The organism is Actinoplanes sp. M2I2, from assembly GCF_023544445.1.
Taxonomy (GTDB): domain Bacteria; phylum Actinomycetota; class Actinomycetes; order Mycobacteriales; family Micromonosporaceae; genus Actinoplanes.
In genome coordinates, this window is the sequence record NZ_JALPVJ010000016.1 from 24,420 (window position 1) to 45,714 (window position 21,295).

The following is a 21,295-nucleotide window of genomic DNA, read 5'->3' on the forward strand; positions in this document are numbered from 1 at the left end:
CTGAGTCACCGAGGGCGCCGATATCGGTTCCAGCCGGTATCGGCGCCCTCGTGCGTGACGGGACGTCGGCTCAGGGCGGCCAGACGCCTCGTCTGGTGTCCTGCTCCAGCGCCGCGGCCAGCTCGGACTGGAAGCGGTCGAGCTCCCACTCCTGGGCGCCGAGCCGGCGCACGTGCGGGGTCATCATCTGACAGTCGACGAACGGGAAGCCCCACTCCTCGAGCCGGCCGAGCAGGGTGAGCAGAGCGACCTTGGAGGCGTCGGACTCGAACCGGAACATCGACTCGCCGAAGAACGCCGCGCCCAGCGACACGCCGTAGAGCCCGCCGGCCAGCGTGTCGCCGTTCCAGGCCTCGACCGAGTGCGCGAAGCCCAGCTCGTGCAGCCGCGTGTAGGCCTCGGCCATCGCCGGGGTGATCCAGGTGCCGCCCTCGCGCCGGGCCACGCTCGCGCAGGCGGCGATCACCTCGGGGAACGCGCGGTCGTAGGTGACGACGAAGGGCGCCCGGCGCAACGCCTTGCGCGCGCTGCGGTTGACCGAGATGTGCCCGGGGATCAGGACCGTCCGCGGGCTGGGGCAGAACCAGGGCAGCAGCGGCTGGTGCCGGCTCGGCCACGGGAAGATCCCGTTCGCGTAGGCCACCAGCAGACGCTCGGGGCTGAGGTCGCCCCCCACCGCCAGCAGGCCGTCGTCACCAGCCTGGGAGACCGGGGGGAACCCGAACGCCTGCCGCGCCCGCCGGAACTCGAGGGCCGAACCCCTCCGGTCGCGCCCGGTCACAAGCGGAGCCTAGTGGATCAGCCCGGGAGTCTGTTCGGGCAGGAACGCACCGGCGCGAATGTCAGTACCTGTTTCTTTCTGTTGACATCACACATGTAAATGCCTGAATGTGATCGCAACGCGTCGTTGACCGAAAGGAAACACTCGATGCCGCGATCGCCCTGGCGACCCCTGCTCCTGGCCACCCTCCTCGTCCTCTCCGTCCTCGTAGCACCGGCCGGGGCTGCCTCGGCCGCGACCGCACCGGCCGGGATTGCCCCGGCCGCGACCGTCAACGGCCTCAAGGGCGAGTACTTCCGGATGTCGGCGCCCGGCGCGCGCGACTTCGCCGAACTCGGCGGCACCGTGCTCGACCCGAACCTCGACCTGCCCGGCCTGGCCGGCACGTTCGAGGCGCTGACCGGCCGCACCGAACACACGACGGCCCGCTGGACCGGCAAGATCACCGCGCCGGTCACCGGCGACTACACGTTCTCGATGATCGGCGACAACGGCTTCCGCCTGCTGATCGACGAGCAGCCGGTGATCGACCACTGGGTGCCGGACTGGGACGTCGAACAGACCAGCGCGCCCGTGCGCCTGGTCGCGGGCGAGGCGCACACCGTCCGCGCCGAGATGTTCCAGGACGTCGGCGGCGCGAACCTCTTCCTGCGCTGGGCCGCCCCGGGGCTCGAGAAGCAGCTCGTGCCCGAATCGGCGTTCACCCCGCCGGACGGCTTCCAAGTGTTCCCGGTCGGCTTCACCGTCGACCGGACCGGCCGTACGGTGACCGCGGACTTCGACGCCCGGGTCGGCGCGCTCGGCGAGCTGACGAAGCACCTCGTCGTCGAGGTCGACACCACCCCGTTCCCGATCACCGCGGCCCGGCGGGACGGCCGGCGAGTCGTGATCACGCTCGGCGCGACCGTGCAGAAGAACCAGCGGGTGCGGGTCACCTACGACGGCGCCGGCGGCCTGATCGTCGGCGGCGAACCGGTCCCGCAGATCATCCGCTCGGCGACCAACAACTCCACGCACCGGCTGACCACGCCGTGGGGCGACAAGGTCGACAAGCGGCACCCGCTGCCCGAATATCCCCGGCCGCAACTCGTCCGCGATCAATGGCTCAACCTCAACGGGCCGTGGGAGTTCGCCGGCGCCGCGGCGGGCGAGCAGCCGGTCTTCGGCCGGGCGCTGGGCGAGCGGATCACCGTGCCGTACCCGGTCGAGTCGCAACTGTCCGGTATCGAGCGGCGTGAGGACCACATGTTCTACCGCAAGCTCGTCACCGTGCCCCAGCAGTGGCGCGACAAGCGGGTCAAGCTGAACTTCGGGGCTGTGGACTACCAGGCCACGGTCTGGGTCAACGGCAAGCTGGTCGCCGAGCACACCGGTGGCTACACCGCCTTCACCGCGGACATCACCGGCGCGCTGCGAGGCAGCGGCCGGCAGGAAATCATCGTCGGCGTCACCGACGTGACCGGCCCCGACCAGCCCAAGGGCAAGCAGTCGCTCAACCCGGGCGGCATCGTCTACGAACCGTCGTCGGGCATCTGGCAGACCGTCTGGCTCGAGCCGGTCGTCCCCGCCGCCATCGACGACGTGGTCACCACGCCGACGCTGGACTCGGTGACCGTACGGGTCAATTCGGCCACCACGACCGCGAAGGTGACCGCCACCGCGCTCGACCGCAAGGGCCGCAAGGTCGGCACGGTCAGCGGCGCGGCCAACACGCCGCTGACGCTCAAGGTGGCGAACCCGCATCTGTGGAGCCCCGACGACCCGTACCTCTACGACCTGGACGTCAGGCTGGGCACCGACCGGGTGCGCAGCTACTTCGGCCTGCGCACGGTCGGGGTCGAGAACGTCGGGGGCTTCCCCAAGCTGGTCCTCAACGGCAAGCCGATCTTCTCGCTGGCCACCCTGGACCAGGGCTTCTGGCCGGACGGCCTCTACACCCAGCCCAGCGACGCGGCCCTCCGGTTCGACCTGGCCGAGACCAAGAAGCTCGGCTTCAACGCGGTCCGCAAGCACATCAAGGTGGAGTCGGCCCGCTGGTACCGGCACGCCGACGAGCTCGGGCTGCTGGTGTGGCAGGACTTCGTGTCCTCCGACATCACCGGTCCGGCGGGCCAGGAGGCGTTCCTGAGCCAGGGCCGCGAGATGATGCGGCAGCTGCACAGCTACCCGTCGATCATCGGCTGGATCGTCTTCAACGAGGGCTGGGGCGAGTGGAACCGGGAGGAGACCGGGCGCATCGCCGAGCAGATGAAGGCGGCCGACCCGTCCCGCATCCTCAACGCCCACAGCGGCGTCAACTGCTGCGCCTCCAAGGGCGATTCCGGCAAGGGCGAGGTGATCGACCACCACGACTACGTCAACAACGACCCGCCCTATCCCGACGCCACCCGCATCGCCATGGACGGCGAACACGGCGGCTTCACCCTGCGCACCCCCGGGCACATGTGGCCCGGCCCGCCGGCCGTCATCTACAGCGGGGTCGCCGACAAGGCCGCGCTGACCGCCAAGTACGTCCAGAACACCGAGCAGTTCTACCGGGAAGCGGCCGGGGCGGAGCTGTCCGGCTCGGTCTACACCCAGATCACCGACCTGGAAACCGAGCTCAACGGCCTCTGGACGTACGACCGGCGGCAGATCAAGGTCGACCCCGCCGCCGTACGGGCGGTCAACGCGGCTGTGATCGAAGCCGGAGCCACCGCCGCCGCGGACGCGACCTTCCCCGGCCGGGGCGACTGGAAGCTCGACGAGGGCAGCGGCACGACCGCGGCCGACAGCAGCGGCGACGCCGATCTCACGGTGAAGGGCGACACCGCCTGGGCCAACGGCGTCGACGGCACGGCGCTGAAGTTCGACGGGGACGGCGACTCGGCCGACACCGCCGGGCCGGTCGTCGACACCACGAAGGACTACACCGTCTCGGCCTGGGCGTCGCTCGACGAGCTGCCCGGCAACTACGCCACGGTCGTCAGCCAGGACGGCCGCGCCCGCGAGAACCCGTTCTACCTCCAGTACGGGCAGGGCGCCTTCGCCTTCAGCACCCCCGGCGGCAACCGGGCCCGGCTGGAGGTCACGCCCGAGCTGAACCGCTGGTACCACCTGGTCGGCGTGCGCAACCACACCACCGGCGAGGCCCGCCTGTACGTCGACGGCCGACGGGTGGCCGCGGTCCCGGCCGGCCCGGACGTGATCAGCACCGGGCCGCTGGCGGTGGGCCGGGCCAGGTACGCCGGCAACCCGACCGACTACTGGCCGGGCGCGATCGACGAGGTCCACGCGTACGACCGCGCGCTGAGCGACGAGGAGGTCGCCGCCCTCCACGCCGCCGAGGTTCCCTGACCCGCACCGCACGACGAAGGGCCCACCCCGCGATCCCGCGGGGTGGGCCCTGGCCACGTTCACGTGGGTACTGGGCGGCGCACGGCAGGCCGTCTCTCAGGAGGGCGCGAGCTCTTCAGCCGGCGAGGACCACGGCCCGGCCGGGTAGGGCAACCCGTCGCGACATTCGTTCAAGACGGCGAGGCGGCGGCTCGCGCATCCTCCAGGCCATGACCGAGTACGACGTCGCGCCGTCCCCGAGCATGCAGGTGGTTCACGACGGACCGCGGCAGGCGCCGCCGCTGCTGCTCATCCACGGGTCCGGGGCGGCCGGAGCTTCGTGGAATCTCCTGATGCCGGCCCTGGCCGGGCGTCATCACGTCATCCGGGTCGATCTGCCCGGCCACGGCCGGTCCCCGGCCGCGCCGTCGTACGAGGTGACCGCCCAGGCCGACCGGGTGGCCCGCGTCCTCGACGACCTCGGCCTGCGCGACGTCGCCGTGGCCGGGCATTCCAGCGGCGGCTGGATCGGCACCGCCCTGGCCGAGCGGCGCCCCGAGCTGGTGCGGTCGCTCACCCTGATCAGCAGCGGCACCAGCGTCGACGCCCTCCTCCCCCAGCCGCTCGTGATCCGCCTCCTGCTGAGCCCGCCGTTAGGGCCGCTCCTCTGGTCGATCCGGTCGGACGGGTTGATCCGCCGGGCGGCCGCGGCCACCGCCGTCCGGCCCGTCCGCATCCCCGACGACATGGTCGCCGCGTTGCGGAACGTCACCTACCGGACGATGCGGACTGTGCTGCGCCGCAACACGGAGTACCTTGCCGAGCGGGATCTGCCCGAGCGGGTGGACGCGCTCGAGGTGCCGGTGCTGGTGATCTGCGGTGACGCCGACCCTCGTTGGGATCCGGCTTCAGTGAGCCGATACGCCACGGTCCCCGGCGTACGGGTGGCCGTGCTGCCGGGAGTGGGACACCTGTCCATTCTGGAGGCGCCGGACGCGGTCGGCCGGCTGCTGCTCGACTTCACGGCGGCGGGCCGGGTCTAGGCTCTGTCCATGCCCCCGGATGCGGCGTCACACGGGCAGGCGTGGCCGGACCTGGAGGTGGCCGTCCCGCCGCCCGGCCCTCACATGCCAGGCATCCGGATGGCCGGATTCCATCAGCTCGTCCCGGTGTCGTGGGACATCAGCATGGTGCCGCACCCCTCCGTCACTCTGCTGATCGACCTGAGCGAGGGGGAATCCGCCGTCTACGAGACTGGCGGCCACGACCGGCGGGGCAGCATCGTCGCGGGTCTGCTGCCGGGCGCCGTCCGGGCGTCCGGACGGGCCCGGGTCGAGTGCCTCCAGATCCGGTTGACGCCGGTCCGGGCCGCCGCCGTCCTCGGTCCGTCGGCCGAGCTCACCGGCATGGTCGCGTCACTCGAGCAGGTCTGGGTCCGCGATGCCGACCGGGCCGTGGACAGGTTGCGGGCCGCCGCCTCGTGGGACGAGAGGTTCGCGATCGCGGCCCGGCTCCTCGAGCAGCGGCCGGCCGGCCGCCGGATCGACGCCGAGGTCGCCCAGGCCTGGCGACGAACGACGGCCGCCCGGGGACGACTGCGGGTGGAAGACCTGGCCGGCGAGGTCGGCTGGAGCCGCAAGCGGCTGTGGTCGCGCTTCCGGTCCCAGCTCGGCATCACTCCCAAGAGCGCGGCCCGGCTGGCCCGGTTCGACCACGCCGCCCGCCTGCTGGCGGCCGGCCACGCACCGGCGAGTGTGGCCGGCCGCACCGGCTACGCCGACCAGTCCCACCTGCACCGCGAGGTCGCCGCCTTCACCGGGCTCACCCCGAGGGCCGTGGCCGCCGCACCGTGGCTGGCCATCGACGACGTCGCCTGGCCGGAGCCGAGGTCGCCGGTCACGTCTCAGCTCTGACACGCCCGCACAGGCCGGCAGCCGGCACAGCGGGGCCGCGAGCCCGCCCGCCGGGGGTTCCGACGGCGCCCGGCGTCGTGCGGAGAAGCCTCCTCCGCCAGGACGCCGGCCGTTGCACCCGTCAGCGTCGTTCCCTGTCCGATTCCGGCCGGCGCCGTCGCCTTCCGGCCTCCACCTGGCACGACCAGAATCACTCGTCCAGGAGCACCGAGGTGGCCGTGATGCTCGGCGGGTTGATGCTCGGCAGTGACCACTGCCCGCGGAAGCGATTGATGGTCAACCATGCCAGGCGTCCGTTCACGCTGAACAGTTGCCGGGCCGACGCAAGCGTGTCGAAGGACGACAAAAGGCGATCGAAGTCGGACTTCTGAAGCTGGGCGAAGGTCTCGACGACGGTGGCGCAGAAGTACAAGTATCCAAGAGCCTCCGTCTGGAGAAAATCGCATCCTTGCCCTCGTCGGCCTCGGCGCCGCCGGCGGGCCGGATAGGTGGTGTCTGTACGGCCTTGAGTAGCTCGCCGACGTCGGCAGCCGTATGCGTGTTGACGAAGTTCATGAGGTCGCCTGCGTAGGGCTCGGCGAGACCCCGCCGAGCGATGATGGCCCCGAGAGCTCTTGCCTTCATGACAAGTTCGGTTTCCACCAGCGACCGAGTGATGGTGTTCAGCGTTCGCTCGTCGCGATGCCGCACCAGCGACCGGGTGGCGCGGAGAAGCTCGCGCGGCAAGCCGCCACTCAGAACATGACATAGGGCGATGAACGGGTCAGGCAGCCCGGCTACCCGACCGGCGAGCAGCCGTGTCGCGTCTTGGAGATTGAGGTATTCGACCGGAACGATGCTGTCGAAGGCGCTGTCGAAGGCATCCCGTACGGGCAATCCGCGCCGTTCGAACCGGGCGAGCGCGTCCTCGGAGACGGACACGAGGAAGAGACATCCTGGAAGCTCGAGGCTGAACAACGTTTTCACCGTGTTCAGAAAGTCGTGAACGCGTTCCGGCGCGGACATCTTGTCCAGCTCGTCGAAGATGATCACGACCGGAATACGGGTCCGGTTGCCCTCCTTGACCAGAAATCTCGTGGTCACATCCAGGAACTTGCGCAGTTCGTTGGCGATCTCCGGATAGGGCATCGGATGGCGCTGGTACTCCTGTGAGGCGGTGGCGGTTCGCTCGCCTCCCAAAGGCAGTCGGACCTTTCCCGACGACCCGAACGACTGCTTCTGCTGATAGCGAACGGTGCGGAGTCGCCGCTCGGCACGCGTGCGCAGGTCGGCCAGATCCTTGACCTCCTCGGGCTCGACATCACCGTCGTCGATGGCCGCTCGGCGGTAACCCATCGCGAGCGCCGCCCCGACCGTGGCGATGCCGGCGGCAGCCAGGGCGATCCACCCACCGGCCAGCCAGGACGGAGGCGTATACCCGAGCTTCGGCCACGCGGTTGCACCCACCAGAACCGCCACGACCCAGGCGGCACTGACCAGGAGACCGCTGCCGGCCCTCATCGCCGTTCGACCCCGCGCGATCCGCCTGCGTGCCTCGTCCGCGGGCGACCGGCTCAGGGCGGCGACCTTCTCACACAGGAGGCCGTATAGGTAAAGCACATACTCCCTGGGTTCGTAAGTGACCGGCACTTGCTCGAATATGACGAGCTGGTCGCCGACGGTGTCGGCAGCGGTGATCCGGCCATCACGGTATTGCTCGAGCAGGGCCGACTTCCCGGCGCCGCGCGGTCCGGCCACGCCGACGGCTCCGCCGCTCAGTCCGGCGATCTCCGCTCCGAGACGGTCGAATGATCGGGTGTGCACGATGTAGTCGGCGCCTCGCATCATCTGCAGGCCGAACGGGCTGATCCGTTTGAGCTCGGTCGCGAAACCCGGGCTTACTCTGGCCGTGATGCTTTCGTGAATCCGAGTGGCTAGCCGGTTTCCGGCTACCACCTCCCATGCTGCCTCGCTCGAGGCCAGTTCGGCGCTGAGGAATTGAAGCGTCCGTTGATGTTCGGTTCGGAGAACACGGGTAAGGAGGCTTCGAGGAGCAACCGATCCGGCCGCAATTGCCAGCAGGGCGCGAAGTCCGTCGGTCAGGGCCCGCAACCACATCGATCCGCAGACACCTACGACGAAGGCGGCGAGGACAGCGCAGGCCTCCGGCCAATGGGCTGGAACGGACGGCACCGCGCGCAGAACAAAGTAGACGAGCAGGGCGGCGCCGCCGCCGGCCACCAGTCCGACCCCCGCCCGGCGCTTCTTGGCGAATGTGTTCGCTGAATCGAACATGGCACTGATGGATAGCGCCACAGCGAACACTGCTACCAAACCCAACGGAATCCAGATGACGAGAGACCATCCTCGGCCGATGCCCTCCCGGGTCAGCGGCCACAGCCGCCACACCGCGATAAGGTAACCGACCACCACGGATCCGGACATTGCGGCCAGTGCCATCGGGAAGTTGTCGTCCGAGTCCAACAGGAAGATATTCCCGACGACCAGGACCAGCCCGAGCACAACCGCGGCCAACGCGGCCCAGACACCGCCGATGGAGGTTGAAATTCCCGGCCACGACTGCCAAACCAATACCGGGAAACTGAAGACCAGAAAGCAGGTGGTTGCGGAATGGAAGCGCAGTGTCGATCCGCGCACAGAAGATCGACTCGAGGAAGTAGCGAAATCGTCGAGGTCCTGTCGCCGCTGGACGACGTTCGCGATCTCTCGGCTGGTACCTGCCAGTAAGGTGTTCGCTTCCTGATCGATCTCGGCGAGCAACTCGTCCTCGAGGCGTTCGTCTTTCCAGGCCTCAAGCGAAGCCTGGATGTCAGCGGTACGTACGGTTCTCTCGGCTAGTACCCGAAGTCGCTCGGCGAAGTCCTTTGGAGCTTGCCAGAGCGATCCACCTGGAACCACGGGCGAGAGCGCGTCTGTCACGCCGTTGCACCACTCGTGTTCGACCAATTACTGAGAGACAACATAAAGTCGATCATAAGTACGGCTGATTGCCCGTGTGGACGGCATAAGGGACGCCTCCGGCTGTCCGGCTGGACGGCGCTTTCGACCTTTGGTCCTCTGTCGAACGACGAACCGATGTGCTGTGCTCGTCGATGGACGCCATCCATTGAGGCAGACAGCCTCCTGGTGCAGACAGCGATGCCCAGCCCTGACAGCAAGCCGGAGAGGGGATCTCGTCCGTCCGAACGGAGCGGACCGGTCAGTCGGGGCTCGCGTCGACGGTGAAGAGCTGGGCCTGCTCGGGGGTGAGCAGCGCGGGCGGCAGGCCGACCTCGGCCAGGACGCGGCCGGGCAGCGTCACCGCGCCGGCGTCGAGCCACGGGGGCGCGGCGTCCTGCACGGTGCGCGGTGGGGAGCCCAGCACGAGCGGGCGGACGGTGTAGCGGCGTACCGGGTCGAGGCCCGGGAAACGGACCGGCTCGGGGATCGCCGTGCCGGGCGCGCGCAGGGTCACCAGGGCGTAGAGGGCCGTCCGGCGGCCGGGGGCGACGACGCCGTGGAGCAGGCGGTCGGGGTCGTCGCCGTCGGAGCGGACCGTCGTGCCGCCGTGGAGCAGGGCGCGGCGCTGTTGGTATTCGGCGACCCAGGCGGATATCACGGCCCGTTCGGCGGCGGACGCGGTGGTCAGGTCCCATTCGATGCCGGCGTGGCCGAACAGCGACGTCGCCAGGCGGAAGCTCAGGGCGCCGCCGCGGCCGGTGATGTGGGCGGTGGGCGCGCCGACGTGCGAGCCGAGCAGCTCGGGGGGCATCAGGACGCCGGTCCAGCGCTGGATCTGCTGGCGTTCCAGGGCGTCGTTGGTGTCGGACGTCCAGAAACGGTCGACGAAGTCGAGGATGCCCAGGTCGATCCGGGCGCCGCCGGAGGCGCAGCTCTCGATCTCGACCGACGGGAAGCGGTGCTTCAGCTCGGCCAGCAGGCGGTAGAGCGCGGTCGTCTGGCGGTGGGCCGAGCCCTCCTGCAGCAGATCGCGGTTGTGGTCCCACTTGAGGAAGGCGATCGGGTACTCGGTCAGGAGCGCCCCGATGCTGTCGAGGATGTGCTGGTAGGCCTCGGGGACGGACAGGTCGAGCACCCGCTGATGCCGCCAGGTCGCGGCGTCGTCACCGAGCACCCAGTCCGGGTGGTCCCGCGCGAGCACGGAGTCGGGCGACACCATCTCGGGTTCGAGCCACAGCCCGAACTCCATCCCCCGGTCGCGCACCGCGTCGATGAGCGGGGTGAGCCCGGACGGCCAGCGCTCGGGATCGACCGTCCAGTCACCCAGGGCGCGCCGGTCGTCCGTGCGGCCGCGGAACCAGCCGTCGTCGAGGACGAAACGTTCGACGCCGACCTCGGCCGCGGCGGACACCAGCGGCGTGAGGCGCTCGAGGGACTGGTCGAAATACACCGCCTCCCACGTGTTGAGCACGACGGGCCGGGGCTCGGGCGCGCGCCGCGACCGGATCCACTCGTGCAGGCGGGCCGACAGGCCGTCGATGCCGTCGCCGGACCAGACCGCCACGGTCCACGGCGTGGTGTAGGACTCGCCGGGGGCCAGGCGGACCTCACCCGGGGCCAGCAGCTCGCCCGCCCCGAGCACCGTCGGGCCCAGCGCCGAGCGTTCGGCCCACAGCTGTTTGTCGCCGCTCCAGGCCAGGTGGGCCGCCCACACCTCGCCCCCGCGGAACGAGAAACCGGGCGTGCCGAGCATCATCAGGTACGGGTCGTCGTGTCCCGGGCGGCCGTGGCGGGTCTCGCGCGTCCAGGCCCCGGTCCGCAGCGCGGTGCGTTGCGGTCTCCTCTCGTACGCCCAGAGCCCGCCGAAGTCGAGAACCTCGGCGGCCCGCGCCGGCACGGGCAGAACGACGCCGAGCGAGCCCAGGTCGTAGGAGCCGGCGCCGGTGTTGGTGAGCCGGTGCCGCAGGCGCAGCACACCCTGCGCGCTCAGCTCGATCTCGGTCGCGACCGCCAAGCCGTCCGCCCCCAGCGAGATGAGCACGGAGCCGGGCGAGGGCCGGGTCACCGCGCTCGTCGCGAAGCGTGGCCGGGACGGGCCGGAGAACGCCGGTCGCCCGCTCCAGCCGTCGCCCAGCGTGGGCAGCACGGACAGCCGCGGCGGCGTGTCGAGCGAGCTGGGCGGCACGGCCGGTACCGCGGCGGAGCCCAGCGCGGCCAGGTCGTCGTCGCCGAGGTCGCCGAGCGCGGCGCCCCAGTGCACGATCGAGGGCGGCTGCGAGCCGCGGGCGTCCAGCACGAAGCTCGTGCCCGCGGCCTGCAGGTGGATCACCAACGTCGGTTACTCCTTGACCGGGATGGCCTGGGACTTGAGGGTCTCGACCGTCGACTTCTGGGTCGCCGCGAGGGCGTCGCTGAGAGTTCCCTTGCCCGACACCGCCGCCTTGAACCCGTCCGAGGCGTTGGCATAGGTCGACGTCATCGTCGGGCCCCAGGTGAAGTCGGGCGTGACCTTGGTGGCGGCCTCCGCGAAGACCTCGTAGATCTTCTGGTCACCATAGAACCCGACCGGGTTGGCCAGGTACGAATACGTGGTTCCGGCGGTGGTGGCCGGGTAGAGCTGCGCTTCCTTGTTGAGCAGCGCGAGGGCTTCCTCACTGGTGTTCAGCCAGAGGGCGAACTTCGCGGCCTCGTACGGGTGCTTGGAGTTCTTGAAGATCGCGGTGGCCGAGCCGCCCCAGTTGCCCGCGACGTTCTCGCCGGCGGACCACTGCGGCATCGGCGCGACCCGCCACTTGCCGGCCGTCCTGGGCGCGCCGCTCATGATCGAGTTGGCGCCCCAGACCGCGGAGACCCAGGTCCAGGCCGAGCTCGAGTTGTACGCGTTGTCCCACTCGGTGGTCCACGGCGGAACGGTCGAGACGAGCTTCTTGCTGATCAGGCTCTGCCAGTAGTCGGCGACCTTCTTGGTCTTGTCGTCGGTCAGGTTCACGGTCCACTGCTGGCCGTCGTTGGCGAACCAGCGGCCCCCGGCCTGCCAGGTGAACCCGGCGAACTGGTTGATGTCGCTCTGCGAGAAGTTGGTGATGTAGCCGCCGGCCGCCTTCACCTTCTCGGCCGCCGCGGCGTACTCGTCCCAGGTCTTCGGGATGGCGATGCCGTTCTTCTCGAACAGGTCGGCCCGGTAGAACAGCGCCATCGGGCCGGAGTCCTGCGGGATGCCCCAGGCCGACTTCTCGTCGCCGAAGCTGACCTGGTTCCAGGTCCACGGGATGAACTGGTCCTTGGCCTGGGCGACGATGTCGCAGCTGGCCACGTCGAGCAGGCCGTCCTGGACCCGGAAGCTGGGCAGCGCGTCGTACTCGATGTGGCCGAGGTCGGGCGGGTTGCCGGCCTTGAGCTGGTTGAAGAAGTTCTGGTACGTGCCGCCGTTGCCGTTCGGGCCGGTCTGCACCTTGACCTGGATGGTCGGGTTCTTGTCGTTCCAGGCCTTCACCACGTTCTCGATCCCGGGGATCCAGGTCGTGTACGTGATGGTGACCGGGCCCGAGGAGGGGGCGCACGAGGCGGCGGCCGCCCCGTCGGACGAGTCGTCGCCGCCGGACCCGCAGGCCGACAGGGCGAGCGCCGAGATCAGCACGGCGCTGAGGCGTTTACGCATGGCAGTGTCCTAACCGGTGGGAGAGGGTGCTACTTGACGGCGCCGGCCCCGAGGCCGTTACGCCAGAACCGCTGGAGCAGGAGGAAGGCGATCACCAGGGGCGTGATCGAGAGCAGGGCGCCGACGATGACCAGCCCCCGGAGCTCGGGGATCTGGTTGACCTGGGTGTTCCAGGTGTAGAGGCCGAGGGTCACCGGGAACAGCCGCTCGTCGCTGAGCATGATCAGCGGCAGCAGGAAGTTGTTCCAGACGGCGACGAAGTGGAACAGGAAGATCGTCACCAGGGCCGGGAGCATCAGCCGGGTGGAGACCGTGAAGAACGTCCGGATCTCGCCCGACCCGTCGATGCGGGCCGCCTCGAGCAGGTCGTCGGGGACGCTCGCGGTGGCGTAGATGCGGGCCAGGTAGACGCCGAACGGGTTGACCAGGCTGGGCAGGAACACCGACCAGAACGTGTTGGTCGCGTCGACCTTGCTGAAGATGAGGAACAGCGGCAGGGCGAGCGCGGTGGCCGGCACGAGCACACCGCTGAGCACCACGTTGAACAGCAGCTCGCGGCCGCGGAAGCGGTACTTGGCCAGGGCGTAGCCGCACATGGCGGCCAGGACCGTGCCCAGCAGCGCGGCGCCGCCGGTGTAGAGCAGGCTGTTGAGCAGCCAGCGCAGGAACAACCCGTCGCGGTAGGCGAGCAGGTCGCCGATGTTGCCGATCAGGTGGAAGTCGGCGAACCAGAGCGGGGCGGTGCTGGTGAACTGCTCGGAGCTCTTGCTCGCGCCGACGAACAGCCACCAGATCGGCACCAGGAAGTAGACCGTGCAGACGGCCATGACAAGCATCGGCAGGACCCGCTGGCGCACGGGAGGGGTCGTGGTGGCGGTCATCGCGCGCTCCGGGACGTGAACTTCAGGAAGGCGAACGAGAGCACGAACGTCGTCAGCGCCAGCACGACCGAGAAGGCGGCGGCGAGGTTGAAGTTCGGCACCGACGAGGTCGAATAGACGGTCAGGTTCGGCGTGTACGTGCTGGAGACCGCCGAGCTGAAGCTGCGGAAGACCTGCGGCTCGGCCAGCAGTTGCAGGGTGCCGATGATCGAGAAGACGGTGGTGAGCACGATCGCCGGCAGCACCAGCGGGATCTTGATGGACCAGGCGATCCGGGCCGGGCCGGCCCCGTCGAGCCGGGCCGCCTCGTACACCTCGGCCGGGATGGCCAGCAGCGACGAATAGATGATCAGCATGTTGTAGCCGACGTAGACCCAGGTCACGACGTTGGCCATGGCCCACAGCACGAAGTCGGCCGAGAGCAGGTCGACGGCGCTGGTCACCGGCTTGAGCGGGGACAGGTTGGGCGAGTACAGGAAGCCCCACATGATCGCGGCGATGACCCCCGGGACCGCGTACGGCACGAAGAAGGCCAGCCGGAAGAAGCGGCGCCCCTTGACCAGCCCGGAGTCGAGCAGCAGGGCCAGCAGCAGGGCCAGGCCGAGCATGACCGGCACCTGCACGACGCCGAAGAGGAGCACCCGCCCGATCGACGCCCAGAACGGACCGTCGGCGAACACGCGCCGGTATTGCTCGAGCCCGCCGAAGACCTCGCGGGCCGGACCGAACGTGCCGGTGCGCTCGACGGTGTAGAGCGACTGCACGATCGCGTACCCGATCGGCAGCAGGTAGAACAGGATGAAGAGCAGTCCGAACGGCACGACGAAGAAGGGCACCGCCCGCCCGTACCGGATGGCTCCGCCCCGGCGAGGCGCCTTCGTGGCCGGCTCCTCGACGGTGGTCATGGTCGGGGTCATGGTCATGCCTCCTCCCGTACGACCCGGACCGCGCCGCCGGGCACGGTGACCGCACCGGTGACCGCCTGGCCGGTGATCAGCTCGTGGCCTTCGACCGGGTGGTCGATGTCCTTGGTTCCGTGGTTCACGACGAAGACGAAGTCGCCGCGACGCACGACCTCGGTGTCCGGCCGGGTCGCGGGCGCTCCGACCGCCCGCCGCAGGACACCGGCCAGGTCGAGCGCCGTGGAGACGTACCAGGCCTGCCCGGCGCCGAACCGGTTGCTGGTCACGGCCGGGCGCCCGTCCTCGTACGCCAGCTCGGTCCGGGCCGTGGTCAGGCGGAGCCGCTCCGTCCAAAGCGTGGCCCGGCCGCCGTCGGACAGGACCACCTCCTGGCCGGGCCGCAGCGGGGCGAACTCCTCGCTCACGACGCCGAGCAGCTCGCGGAACGCGCCCGGATAACCGCCGAGCCGGACGCGGTCGTCGGGATCGACGACGCCGCTGTAGAAGGTGATGACCGCGCGCCCGCCGCCCTCGACGTAGTCGGCCACGGCGGCCGCCTCGCGGTCGGAGACCATGTGCAGACAGGGCACGAGCACCGCCCGGTACCGGCTCAGGTCGCTGCCCGGGGCGACGATGTCGGTGGTGAGCCCGAGCTCGCGCAGCGCGCCGTAGGCGGCGTGCACCTGGTCGAGGTAGCGCAGGTCCTGCGAGGGACGGGCCTCGGTGTCGGTGGCCCACCACGACTCCCAGCTGAAGACGAGCGCGACCTCGGCCTCGACCCTCGTGCCCTCGACCGGCGCGAGCTTGCGCAGGGTCGCGGACAGCTCGAGAACCTCCCGCCAGGCCGCGGTGTCCACGCCGGCGTGCGGCACGATCGCCGAGTGGAACTTCTCGGCGCCCTGGGCCGAGGCCCGCCACTGGAAGAAGCAGATCGCGTCGGCCCCGCGGGCCACGTGGATCAGCGCGTCGCGCAGCAGCTCGCCGGGCTCGCGGGCCAGGTTGTACGGCTGCCAGTTGACCGCGCCGGCGGCGGTCTCCATGAGCATCCACGGCCGGCCGCCGGCGAGCCCCCGGGTCAGGTCGGCCGCGAACGACAGCTCGGCGGCCGGGTCGGCGAGCCGGTGGTCGCGGTAGTGGTCGTTGGCGATCACGTCGAGGTCGGCGGCCCAGGACCAGTAGTTCTGGTTGCGGATGTGGGCCGTGACCATGAGGTTGGTCGTGATCTTCCGGGTGGAGTGGCGCCGGATCACCTCGGCCTCGGCCCGGTAGTGGTCGAGCAGCGCGTCCGAGGAGAAGCGCTGGAAGTCGACGAGCTGCGCCGGGTTGCGTGCCGACAACGCCAGCCGCGGGGGCTGGACCTCGTCGAAGGCGGCGTAGCGCTGGCTCCAGAAGGCGGTGCCCCAGGCCTTGTTGAGCGCCTCGACGTCGCCGTACCGCTGCTCGAGCCACCCGCGGAAGGCAGCCGCGCTGCCGTCGCAGTAACAGAGCGCGTTGTGACAGCCCAGCTCGTTGGAGACGTGCCAGAGGTCGAGCGCCGGGTGGTCGCCGTAGCGGCGGGCGACCTGCTCGACCAGGCGCAGGGCGTGCTCGCGGAACACCGGCGAGCTGGGACACCAGGCCTGGCGGCCCCCGGGAAAGCGGGTGGTGCCGTCGGCGGCCACGGGCAGCACCTCGGGGTGGCGGCGGGTCAGCCACGGCGGCGCGGAGGCCGTGCCGGTGCCGAGATTGAGCTTGATGCCGGCCCCGTGCAGCAGATCGACGATGTGGTCGAGCGCGGTGAAGTCGTACTCCCCCGGCCGGGCCTCGAGCTCGGCCCACCCGAACACGTTGATCGCCACCAGGTCGACGCCGGCCCGGCGCATCAGCGCCATGTCCTCGGCCCAGACTTCCGGCGACCACTGCTCGTAGTTGTAATCGCACCCCAGTCGCAGCATTCGCGCCCTTTCACCGTGTGTGCACGTGCACACATTTCGCCGCGATCAATCGCCGATGTCGATTGTGTGAACGGGCACACAGTAGGGTCGGCCGCGCGGCGCGGTCAATAGCGACTTCCCGGCGGCACGGTGAACCGGCTGACTGTCACGGTCCCCGACGGCCGTTACAGTGTTGGCCGTGACCGGGCCCAGGAAAGCGCGCCGCGCCACCGTGCATGACGTGGCCGCGGCGGCCGGCGTGTCCCGGGGGACGGTCAACCGGGTGCTCAACGGCGGTTATGTGTCGGCCGACGCCCGGGCGGCCATCGAGACGGCCATCGCCCGGGTCGGCTACGTGCCCAACCGCGCGGCCAGCAACCTGGCCCGGCGGCGCTCGCAAGCCGTCGGCTTCCTCGCCCTCGAGCCGCACTCGCTGCTGCTCGAGGACCCCAACATCGGCGCGATCATGCTGGGCGCCAACGCGGCGCTGTCGCTGGCCGACCACCAGATGGTCAGCCTGGTCATCGACTCCGACCGGGACATGCAGCGGGTCGGGCGCTACCTCAGCGGCGGGTTCGTCGACGGGGCGATCATCGTGTCGGCGCGGTCGCACGACCCGATCATCCGGCTCATCGCCGAGATCGGGCTGCCGGCGACGTTCGTCGGGCACCCGCCCGACCTCGCGCGGACCATCCCGTACGTCGGCATCGACAACGTCGGGTCGGCCCGGGCTGTCACCCGCCGGCTGATGGCGACCGGGCGCACGCGGATCGGGATGATCGCGGCGGCGCTCGACCGGGACTCCGGCGCCGACCGGCTCGCCGGGTTCCAGCAGGCGCTGGGCGACCGGTTCGATCCCGGCCTGGTCGCCGACGTGCCGCTGTACGACTACGCGTACGGCGTGAAGGGCATGCGGGCGCTGCTCGACCGGGAACCGGCGATCGACGGGGTGTTCGCCGCCTCCGACGCGATCGCGGCCGGCGCCCTCGAGACGCTGCGCGAGGTCGGCCGGCGGGTGCCCGAGGACGTGGGGCTGGTCGGCTTCGACGACAGCTCGTGGGCGCTGCGCACCCAGCCGCAGCTCTCCACCGTGCACCAGCCGGCCCGGGAACTGGGCCACAACGCCGCCGAGCTGGTGCTGCGCCAGATCGCCGGCGTCGAACCGGTCGAGTCCAGCGTCGTGCTCGACTCCCCCGTCGTCTGGCGGCACTCCGCCTGACCGCCGCGGCCGGCGTCAGCCGGACCGTCGCGTCCGGCGTCAGTCCGCCTGACGGTCGGCGTACTCCCAGATCGCCCGGTCGGTCTCGTCGTCGTCGAGCATCTCGCGCAGCTCGTCGGACTGGCCGCGCTCCACGAGCAGCCATAGCCTCATCGACTCGGAGACGGTGCCGAGCTCGGTCGAGCCGCCCGCGGCGGCCCGCCACAGCAGATCGCGGTCGAGCCACAGGGCCAGGTCGGGCAGCCGCTCGTACACCCGGCGGGCCACGGCCGGCGCCTCGGCCTCGTCGGTGATCACCCACTCGTCCTCCGACCAGTCGGCCGGGGTGACCGACTGCGTCCAGTTCACGTGGGACATGTCCGGCCGCTTCTCCGGCGGCAGGCCGAGCGACCGTTTCTCCCACTCCCAGTACGGCGCGAGCAGGAACCCCACGTGAACCGCGAACCGGGTCTCTCCGGTGGTCACGGGCGGCAACGGCTGGAGGTCGACGATCAGCGCGTCGCCGGCCGCGTTGTGGCGCCGGAACACGTACCGGTCCGGCTCGAAGCCGTCCGCGGCCAGCAGCCGGCCGAGCGCGCGGGCCAGGGCCGCCACGGCGGTCGGCCGCGCTCGCCGGGCGGCCGGACGCCGGGGCCAGCGCTTGCCGAGCAGCAGATAGGTGGCGTAGGCGGTCGCGACGAACGCGACGACCAGCCCCGGCCAGCCGTTGTGGACCACCAGGGGCGGTCCGGCGGCGACCAGGGCCAGCGCGAGCGCCATCCGGTGCGCGCTCAGCCGACGGGGACCCTGGGACACCGATCGACTGTATCCGCGCCCGCTCCTAGGCCGGCACGGCGGGGAGCCGGGTCAGGGCGGCCTCGACCGCCTCGCCGGACAGCGCGTGGTCGGTCATCTCCCCCGACAGGAACTTCCCGTACGCGGGCAGGTCGAGGTGGCCGTGCCCGCACAGCGCGGTGAGGATGACCTTGGGCTCGCCGGTCTCCTTGCAGCGAAGCGCCTCCTCGACACAGGCCGCGAGCGCGTGGGTCGGCTCGGGCGCCGGGATGATGCCCTCCGTGCGCGCGAACGTCACGCCGGCCTCGAAGCACTCCCGCTGGCTCTTGGCGACCGCCTCGATCAGGCCCAGCTCGTAGACGTGCGAGATCAGCGGGGCCATGCCGTGGTAGCGCAGCCCGCCCGCGTGGATCGGGTCGGGGATGAAGTCGTGGCCCAGCGTGTGCATCTTCATCAGCGGCGTCATCCCGGCGGTGTCGCCGAAGTCGTAGGCGTACACGCCCTTGGTCAGCGACGGGCAGGAGGCCGGCTCGACCGCGCGGATCACCGGCGCCATCCGGCCGGCCAGCTTCTCGCGCAGGAACGGGAAGGCGAGCCCGGCGAAGTTGGAGCCACCGCCCGTGCAGCCGACGATCACGTCGGGGACGGCGCCCACCTTGGCCAGCTGGAGCAAGGCCTCCTCGCCGATGACGGTCTGGTGCAGCAGCACGTGGTTGAGCACGCTGCCCAGCGCGTAGTTGGTGTCCGGGTGCTGCGCGGCGACCTCGACGGCCTCGCTGATCGCGATGCCCAGCGAGCCGGGCGAGTCCGGGTCGGCGGCCAGCACCGCGCGGCCGGCCGCGGTCAGCTCGGACGGCGACGGGTGGATCGTCCCGCCGAACGTCTCGATCATGAGTTTGCGGTACGGCTTCTGGTCGTACGAGGCCCGGACCTGCCAGATCTCACACTCGAGGCCGAACTGAGCCGCGGCGAAGGACAACGCGGTGCCCCACTGCCCGGCGCCGGTCTCGGTGGTGAGCCGCCGAATGCCGGCCGACGCGTTGTAGTACGCCTGCGGCACCGCCGTGTTGGGCTTGTGCGAACCGGCCGGCGAGACCCCCTCGTACTTGTAATAGATCTTCGCCGGCGTGCCGAGCGCCTTCTCGAGCCGGTGCGCGCGGTAGAGCGGCGACGGACGCCAGAGCCGGTAGACCTCGAGCACCTCCGGCGGGATGGTCACGTGGCGCTCGGTCGTCACCTCCTGCTCGATGATCGCCATCGGGAACAGCGGCGCCAGATCGTCCGGCCCGACCGGCTGCATCGTGCCCGGATGGAGAACGGGCGGCGGCGGGCTCGGCAGGTCCGGCACGATGTTGTACCAGCTGGTCGGCATCTCCGATTCGGACAACAGAATCTTGGTGACGTCGTCGCTCATGCCCCGATCATGCCCGTGCCGTGACCAATGGGGAGGATTCCTCCCCCCTCGACCCACCGGCATCGCACGGCTGGGTGACCCAAAGAGGCGATGCCATGGCCGGCTCCGGCCACGGACTTCGTCGGAGCCACCGTCTGCGGCAACAGCGTGCGCGCCGCGTACCGTGAGCGGTGACGCTGGTGCAGGAGGTATCCACCGTGCAGGGACATGACGGGCTGCCGACGCTGAGCACCGGCGAGCAGATCAAGCTGCTCCGCCAGCGGGCCGGGATGACCCGGGCGGTGCTGGCCGAGCTGCTCGGCAAGTCGACTGACTGGGTCAAGAGCGTCGAGACGGGCCGCATCCTGGCGCCCAGGCTGAACACGCTCGGGCAGATCGCCCGGGCACTCCAGGTACCGGTACAGGCGCTGATCACCACCGGCGAGCAGGTGGTGCTGTCCAACGGCACCGCGCACGCCGCCCTGCCCGCGGTCCGCGACGCCCTCAACCGGTGGGCGCTGTCCACCAACGAGCCGGCCCCACCGCTCGAGCACATCGGGGCCCGCCTCGCGGTGGCATGGCGGGCCCGGCACGCCTCCCCGGACCACCGCACCGTCCTCGGCGCGCTGCTGCCGGACCTGATCCGCGATGCTCAGCGGGCCGCCCGCGTCCACTCCGGCGCCGACCGCAACCGCGCCCAGGCCCTGCTGGCCGACGTGCTGGGCCTGGCCCAGATATTCCTGGCGTACCAGCCCGCCGGAGACATGCTGTGGCGGGTGGCCGACCGGGCCATGCTGGCGGCGCAGGAGTCCGGCGACCCGCTCGCCCTGGCCTAGGCGAGCTGGTTCGCGATCGAGGCGCACCGCGACGCCGGTGACTGGGACACCGCCCAGAGCCTCAACCACGACGTCCTCGACACGATCGGCCCGCACCTGCCGGACGCCGACGCGGACCTGCTGGCCATGTACGGGGCGCTGCACGCCGCCGCGGCGTTCACCGCGGCCCGGGCCGGCCGCGCCGGCACCGCCTGGCGGTTCTGGGCCGAGGCCGACCGGGTCGTGCGGGCGCTTCCCGACGCCTACTACCAGCGCGCCACCAGCTTTTCCAAGCCGGTGATGATCGCCCACGCGGTCACCCTGGAAGTCGAGCTGCAGAAAGGCGGGCAGGCCGTCCGGATGGCCACCACCGCCCAGGCCGGCGCCATCCCGTCGCGGCCCCGGCGCGCACGGCACCTGATCGAGGTCGCCCGCGGGCACCACCTCAACCGGGAACACGAGGCGACCCTGGGCACCCTCAACCTGGCCTACGCCAGCGCACCGGAGACGATCCGGTTCAACCGCTACGCCCGCCAGATGGCCACCGACCTGCTCGCCGGCCCTCCGGCGCTGCGCCGGCAGGCGAGCGAACTGGCCATCAAGGTCGGCCTGACCGGGTGACTGAGACGTTGTAGGCCTACAGCTGCTGGCCCGCGCCGGCGGACTGCGCACCTGGCGGCAAGTCAGCCGACAGGGTGACCGCCATGACCGACGCGCACGGCCCGACGCCCCTCAGCCGCGAGCAGCTGGAGGAGCTCCACAACGCAGCCCTGGCCGCCCTGCGCGCCGCG

13 protein-coding genes and 1 pseudogene are annotated in these 21,295 nt (G+C 70.7%); 5 read left to right on the top strand and 9 right to left on the bottom strand.

Annotated elements, in window-relative coordinates; translation table 11 throughout:
• Positions 1 to 70 precede the first annotated feature (70 nt).
• Complete coding sequence (aat, locus tag HJC40_RS29935; RefSeq protein WP_250006171.1) at positions 71 to 781, bottom strand: leucyl/phenylalanyl-tRNA--protein transferase; 711 nt, start codon at positions 779 to 781, stop codon at positions 71 to 73.
• 147 nt (positions 782 to 928) lie between these two features.
• Here aat and HJC40_RS29940 point away from each other — a divergent pair, with 147 nt between their 5' ends.
• The 3 genes from HJC40_RS29940 to HJC40_RS29950 all read left to right on the top strand — a co-directional run bounded on the left by HJC40_RS29940 (position 929) and on the right by HJC40_RS29950 (position 6,009).
• Entirely contained in the window at positions 929 to 4,117 is a 3,189-nt protein-coding gene (locus HJC40_RS29940; protein WP_250006172.1) for a LamG-like jellyroll fold domain-containing protein, read from the top strand.
• 209 nt (positions 4,118 to 4,326) lie between these two features.
• Positions 4,327 to 5,139 (top strand): alpha/beta fold hydrolase, encoded by an 813-nt coding sequence (locus HJC40_RS29945; RefSeq protein WP_250006173.1) that lies wholly within the window; start codon positions 4,327 to 4,329, stop codon positions 5,137 to 5,139.
• 9 nt (positions 5,140 to 5,148) lie between these two features.
• Positions 5,149 to 6,009, top strand: coding sequence for an AraC family transcriptional regulator (locus HJC40_RS29950; RefSeq protein WP_250006175.1), 861 nt, complete (start codon positions 5,149 to 5,151; stop codon positions 6,007 to 6,009).
• A gap of 297 nt (positions 6,010 to 6,306) precedes the next feature.
• Here the strand turns inward: HJC40_RS29950 and HJC40_RS29955 are convergent, their stop codons facing one another.
• From HJC40_RS29955 to HJC40_RS29980, 6 genes are all read right to left on the bottom strand, one after another.
• Positions 6,307 to 8,928 (bottom strand): hypothetical protein, encoded by a 2,622-nt coding sequence (locus tag HJC40_RS29955; RefSeq protein WP_250006177.1) that lies wholly within the window; start codon positions 8,926 to 8,928, stop codon positions 6,307 to 6,309.
• Positions 8,929 to 9,208: 280 nt separating this feature from the next.
• Positions 9,209 to 11,278: an alpha-galactosidase gene (locus HJC40_RS29960; RefSeq protein WP_250006178.1), complete on the bottom strand. Its 2,070-nt coding sequence runs from the start codon at positions 11,276 to 11,278 to the stop codon at positions 9,209 to 9,211.
• 9 nt (positions 11,279 to 11,287) lie between these two features.
• Positions 11,288 to 12,607, bottom strand: a complete 1,320-nt coding sequence (locus HJC40_RS29965) for an ABC transporter substrate-binding protein (protein ID WP_250006179.1) — start codon at positions 12,605 to 12,607, stop codon at positions 11,288 to 11,290.
• Between the two features lie 29 nt (positions 12,608 to 12,636).
• A complete protein-coding gene (locus HJC40_RS29970; protein WP_250006180.1) occupies positions 12,637 to 13,488 on the bottom strand; it encodes a carbohydrate ABC transporter permease in 852 nt (283 codons plus the stop codon).
• A complete protein-coding gene (locus HJC40_RS29975; RefSeq protein ID WP_250006181.1) occupies positions 13,485 to 14,411 on the bottom strand; it encodes a carbohydrate ABC transporter permease in 927 nt (308 codons plus the stop codon). The genes HJC40_RS29970 and HJC40_RS29975 overlap by 4 nt, the downstream gene beginning before the upstream one ends.
• Positions 14,408 to 16,324, bottom strand: coding sequence for a beta-galactosidase (locus tag HJC40_RS29980; RefSeq protein WP_250006182.1), 1,917 nt, complete (start codon positions 16,322 to 16,324; stop codon positions 14,408 to 14,410). The genes HJC40_RS29975 and HJC40_RS29980 overlap by 4 nt, the downstream gene beginning before the upstream one ends.
• A 178-nt stretch (positions 16,325 to 16,502) precedes the next feature.
• On the opposite strand from HJC40_RS29980, the gene HJC40_RS29985 reads away from it, so the two are divergent.
• Positions 16,503 to 17,522, top strand: coding sequence for a LacI family DNA-binding transcriptional regulator (locus HJC40_RS29985; protein WP_250006183.1), 1,020 nt, complete (start codon positions 16,503 to 16,505; stop codon positions 17,520 to 17,522).
• 39 nt (positions 17,523 to 17,561) lie between these two features.
• Here HJC40_RS29985 and HJC40_RS29990 read toward each other — a convergent pair whose 3' ends face one another.
• Complete coding sequence (locus tag HJC40_RS29990) at positions 17,562 to 18,317, bottom strand: hypothetical protein (protein ID WP_250006184.1); 756 nt, start codon at positions 18,315 to 18,317, stop codon at positions 17,562 to 17,564.
• A 25-nt stretch (positions 18,318 to 18,342) separates the two neighbouring features.
• Positions 18,343 to 19,710: a TrpB-like pyridoxal phosphate-dependent enzyme gene (locus HJC40_RS29995; protein ID WP_250006186.1), complete on the bottom strand. Its 1,368-nt coding sequence runs from the start codon at positions 19,708 to 19,710 to the stop codon at positions 18,343 to 18,345.
• Positions 19,711 to 19,907: 197 nt separating this feature from the next.
• On the opposite strand from HJC40_RS29995, the pseudogene HJC40_RS30000 reads away from it, so the two are divergent.
• Positions 19,908 to 21,125 (top strand): annotated as a pseudogene (locus tag HJC40_RS30000) (multiprotein-bridging factor 1 family protein).
• Positions 21,126 to 21,295: the final 170 nt, after the last annotated feature.

What these genes read in the sequence shown, in the direction of transcription:
- HJC40_RS29940 (WP_250006172.1), top strand. Translation starts at nt 929, where the DNA reads ATGCCGCGATCGCCCTGGCGACCCCTGCTCCTGGCCACCCTCCTCGTC.
- HJC40_RS29945 (WP_250006173.1), top strand. Translation starts at nt 4,327, where the DNA reads ATGACCGAGTACGACGTCGCGCCGTCCCCGAGCATGCAGGTGGTTCAC.
- HJC40_RS29950 (WP_250006175.1), top strand. Translation starts at nt 5,149, where the DNA reads ATGCCCCCGGATGCGGCGTCACACGGGCAGGCGTGGCCGGACCTGGAG.
- HJC40_RS29965 (WP_250006179.1), bottom strand. Translation starts at nt 12,607, where the DNA reads ATGCGTAAACGCCTCAGCGCCGTGCTGATCTCGGCGCTCGCCCTGTCG.
- HJC40_RS29970 (WP_250006180.1), bottom strand. Translation starts at nt 13,488, where the DNA reads ATGACCGCCACCACGACCCCTCCCGTGCGCCAGCGGGTCCTGCCGATG.
- HJC40_RS29975 (WP_250006181.1), bottom strand. Translation starts at nt 14,411, where the DNA reads ATGACCATGACCCCGACCATGACCACCGTCGAGGAGCCGGCCACGAAG.
- HJC40_RS29980 (WP_250006182.1), bottom strand. Translation starts at nt 16,324, where the DNA reads ATGCTGCGACTGGGGTGCGATTACAACTACGAGCAGTGGTCGCCGGAA.
- HJC40_RS29995 (WP_250006186.1), bottom strand. Translation starts at nt 19,710, where the DNA reads ATGAGCGACGACGTCACCAAGATTCTGTTGTCCGAATCGGAGATGCCG.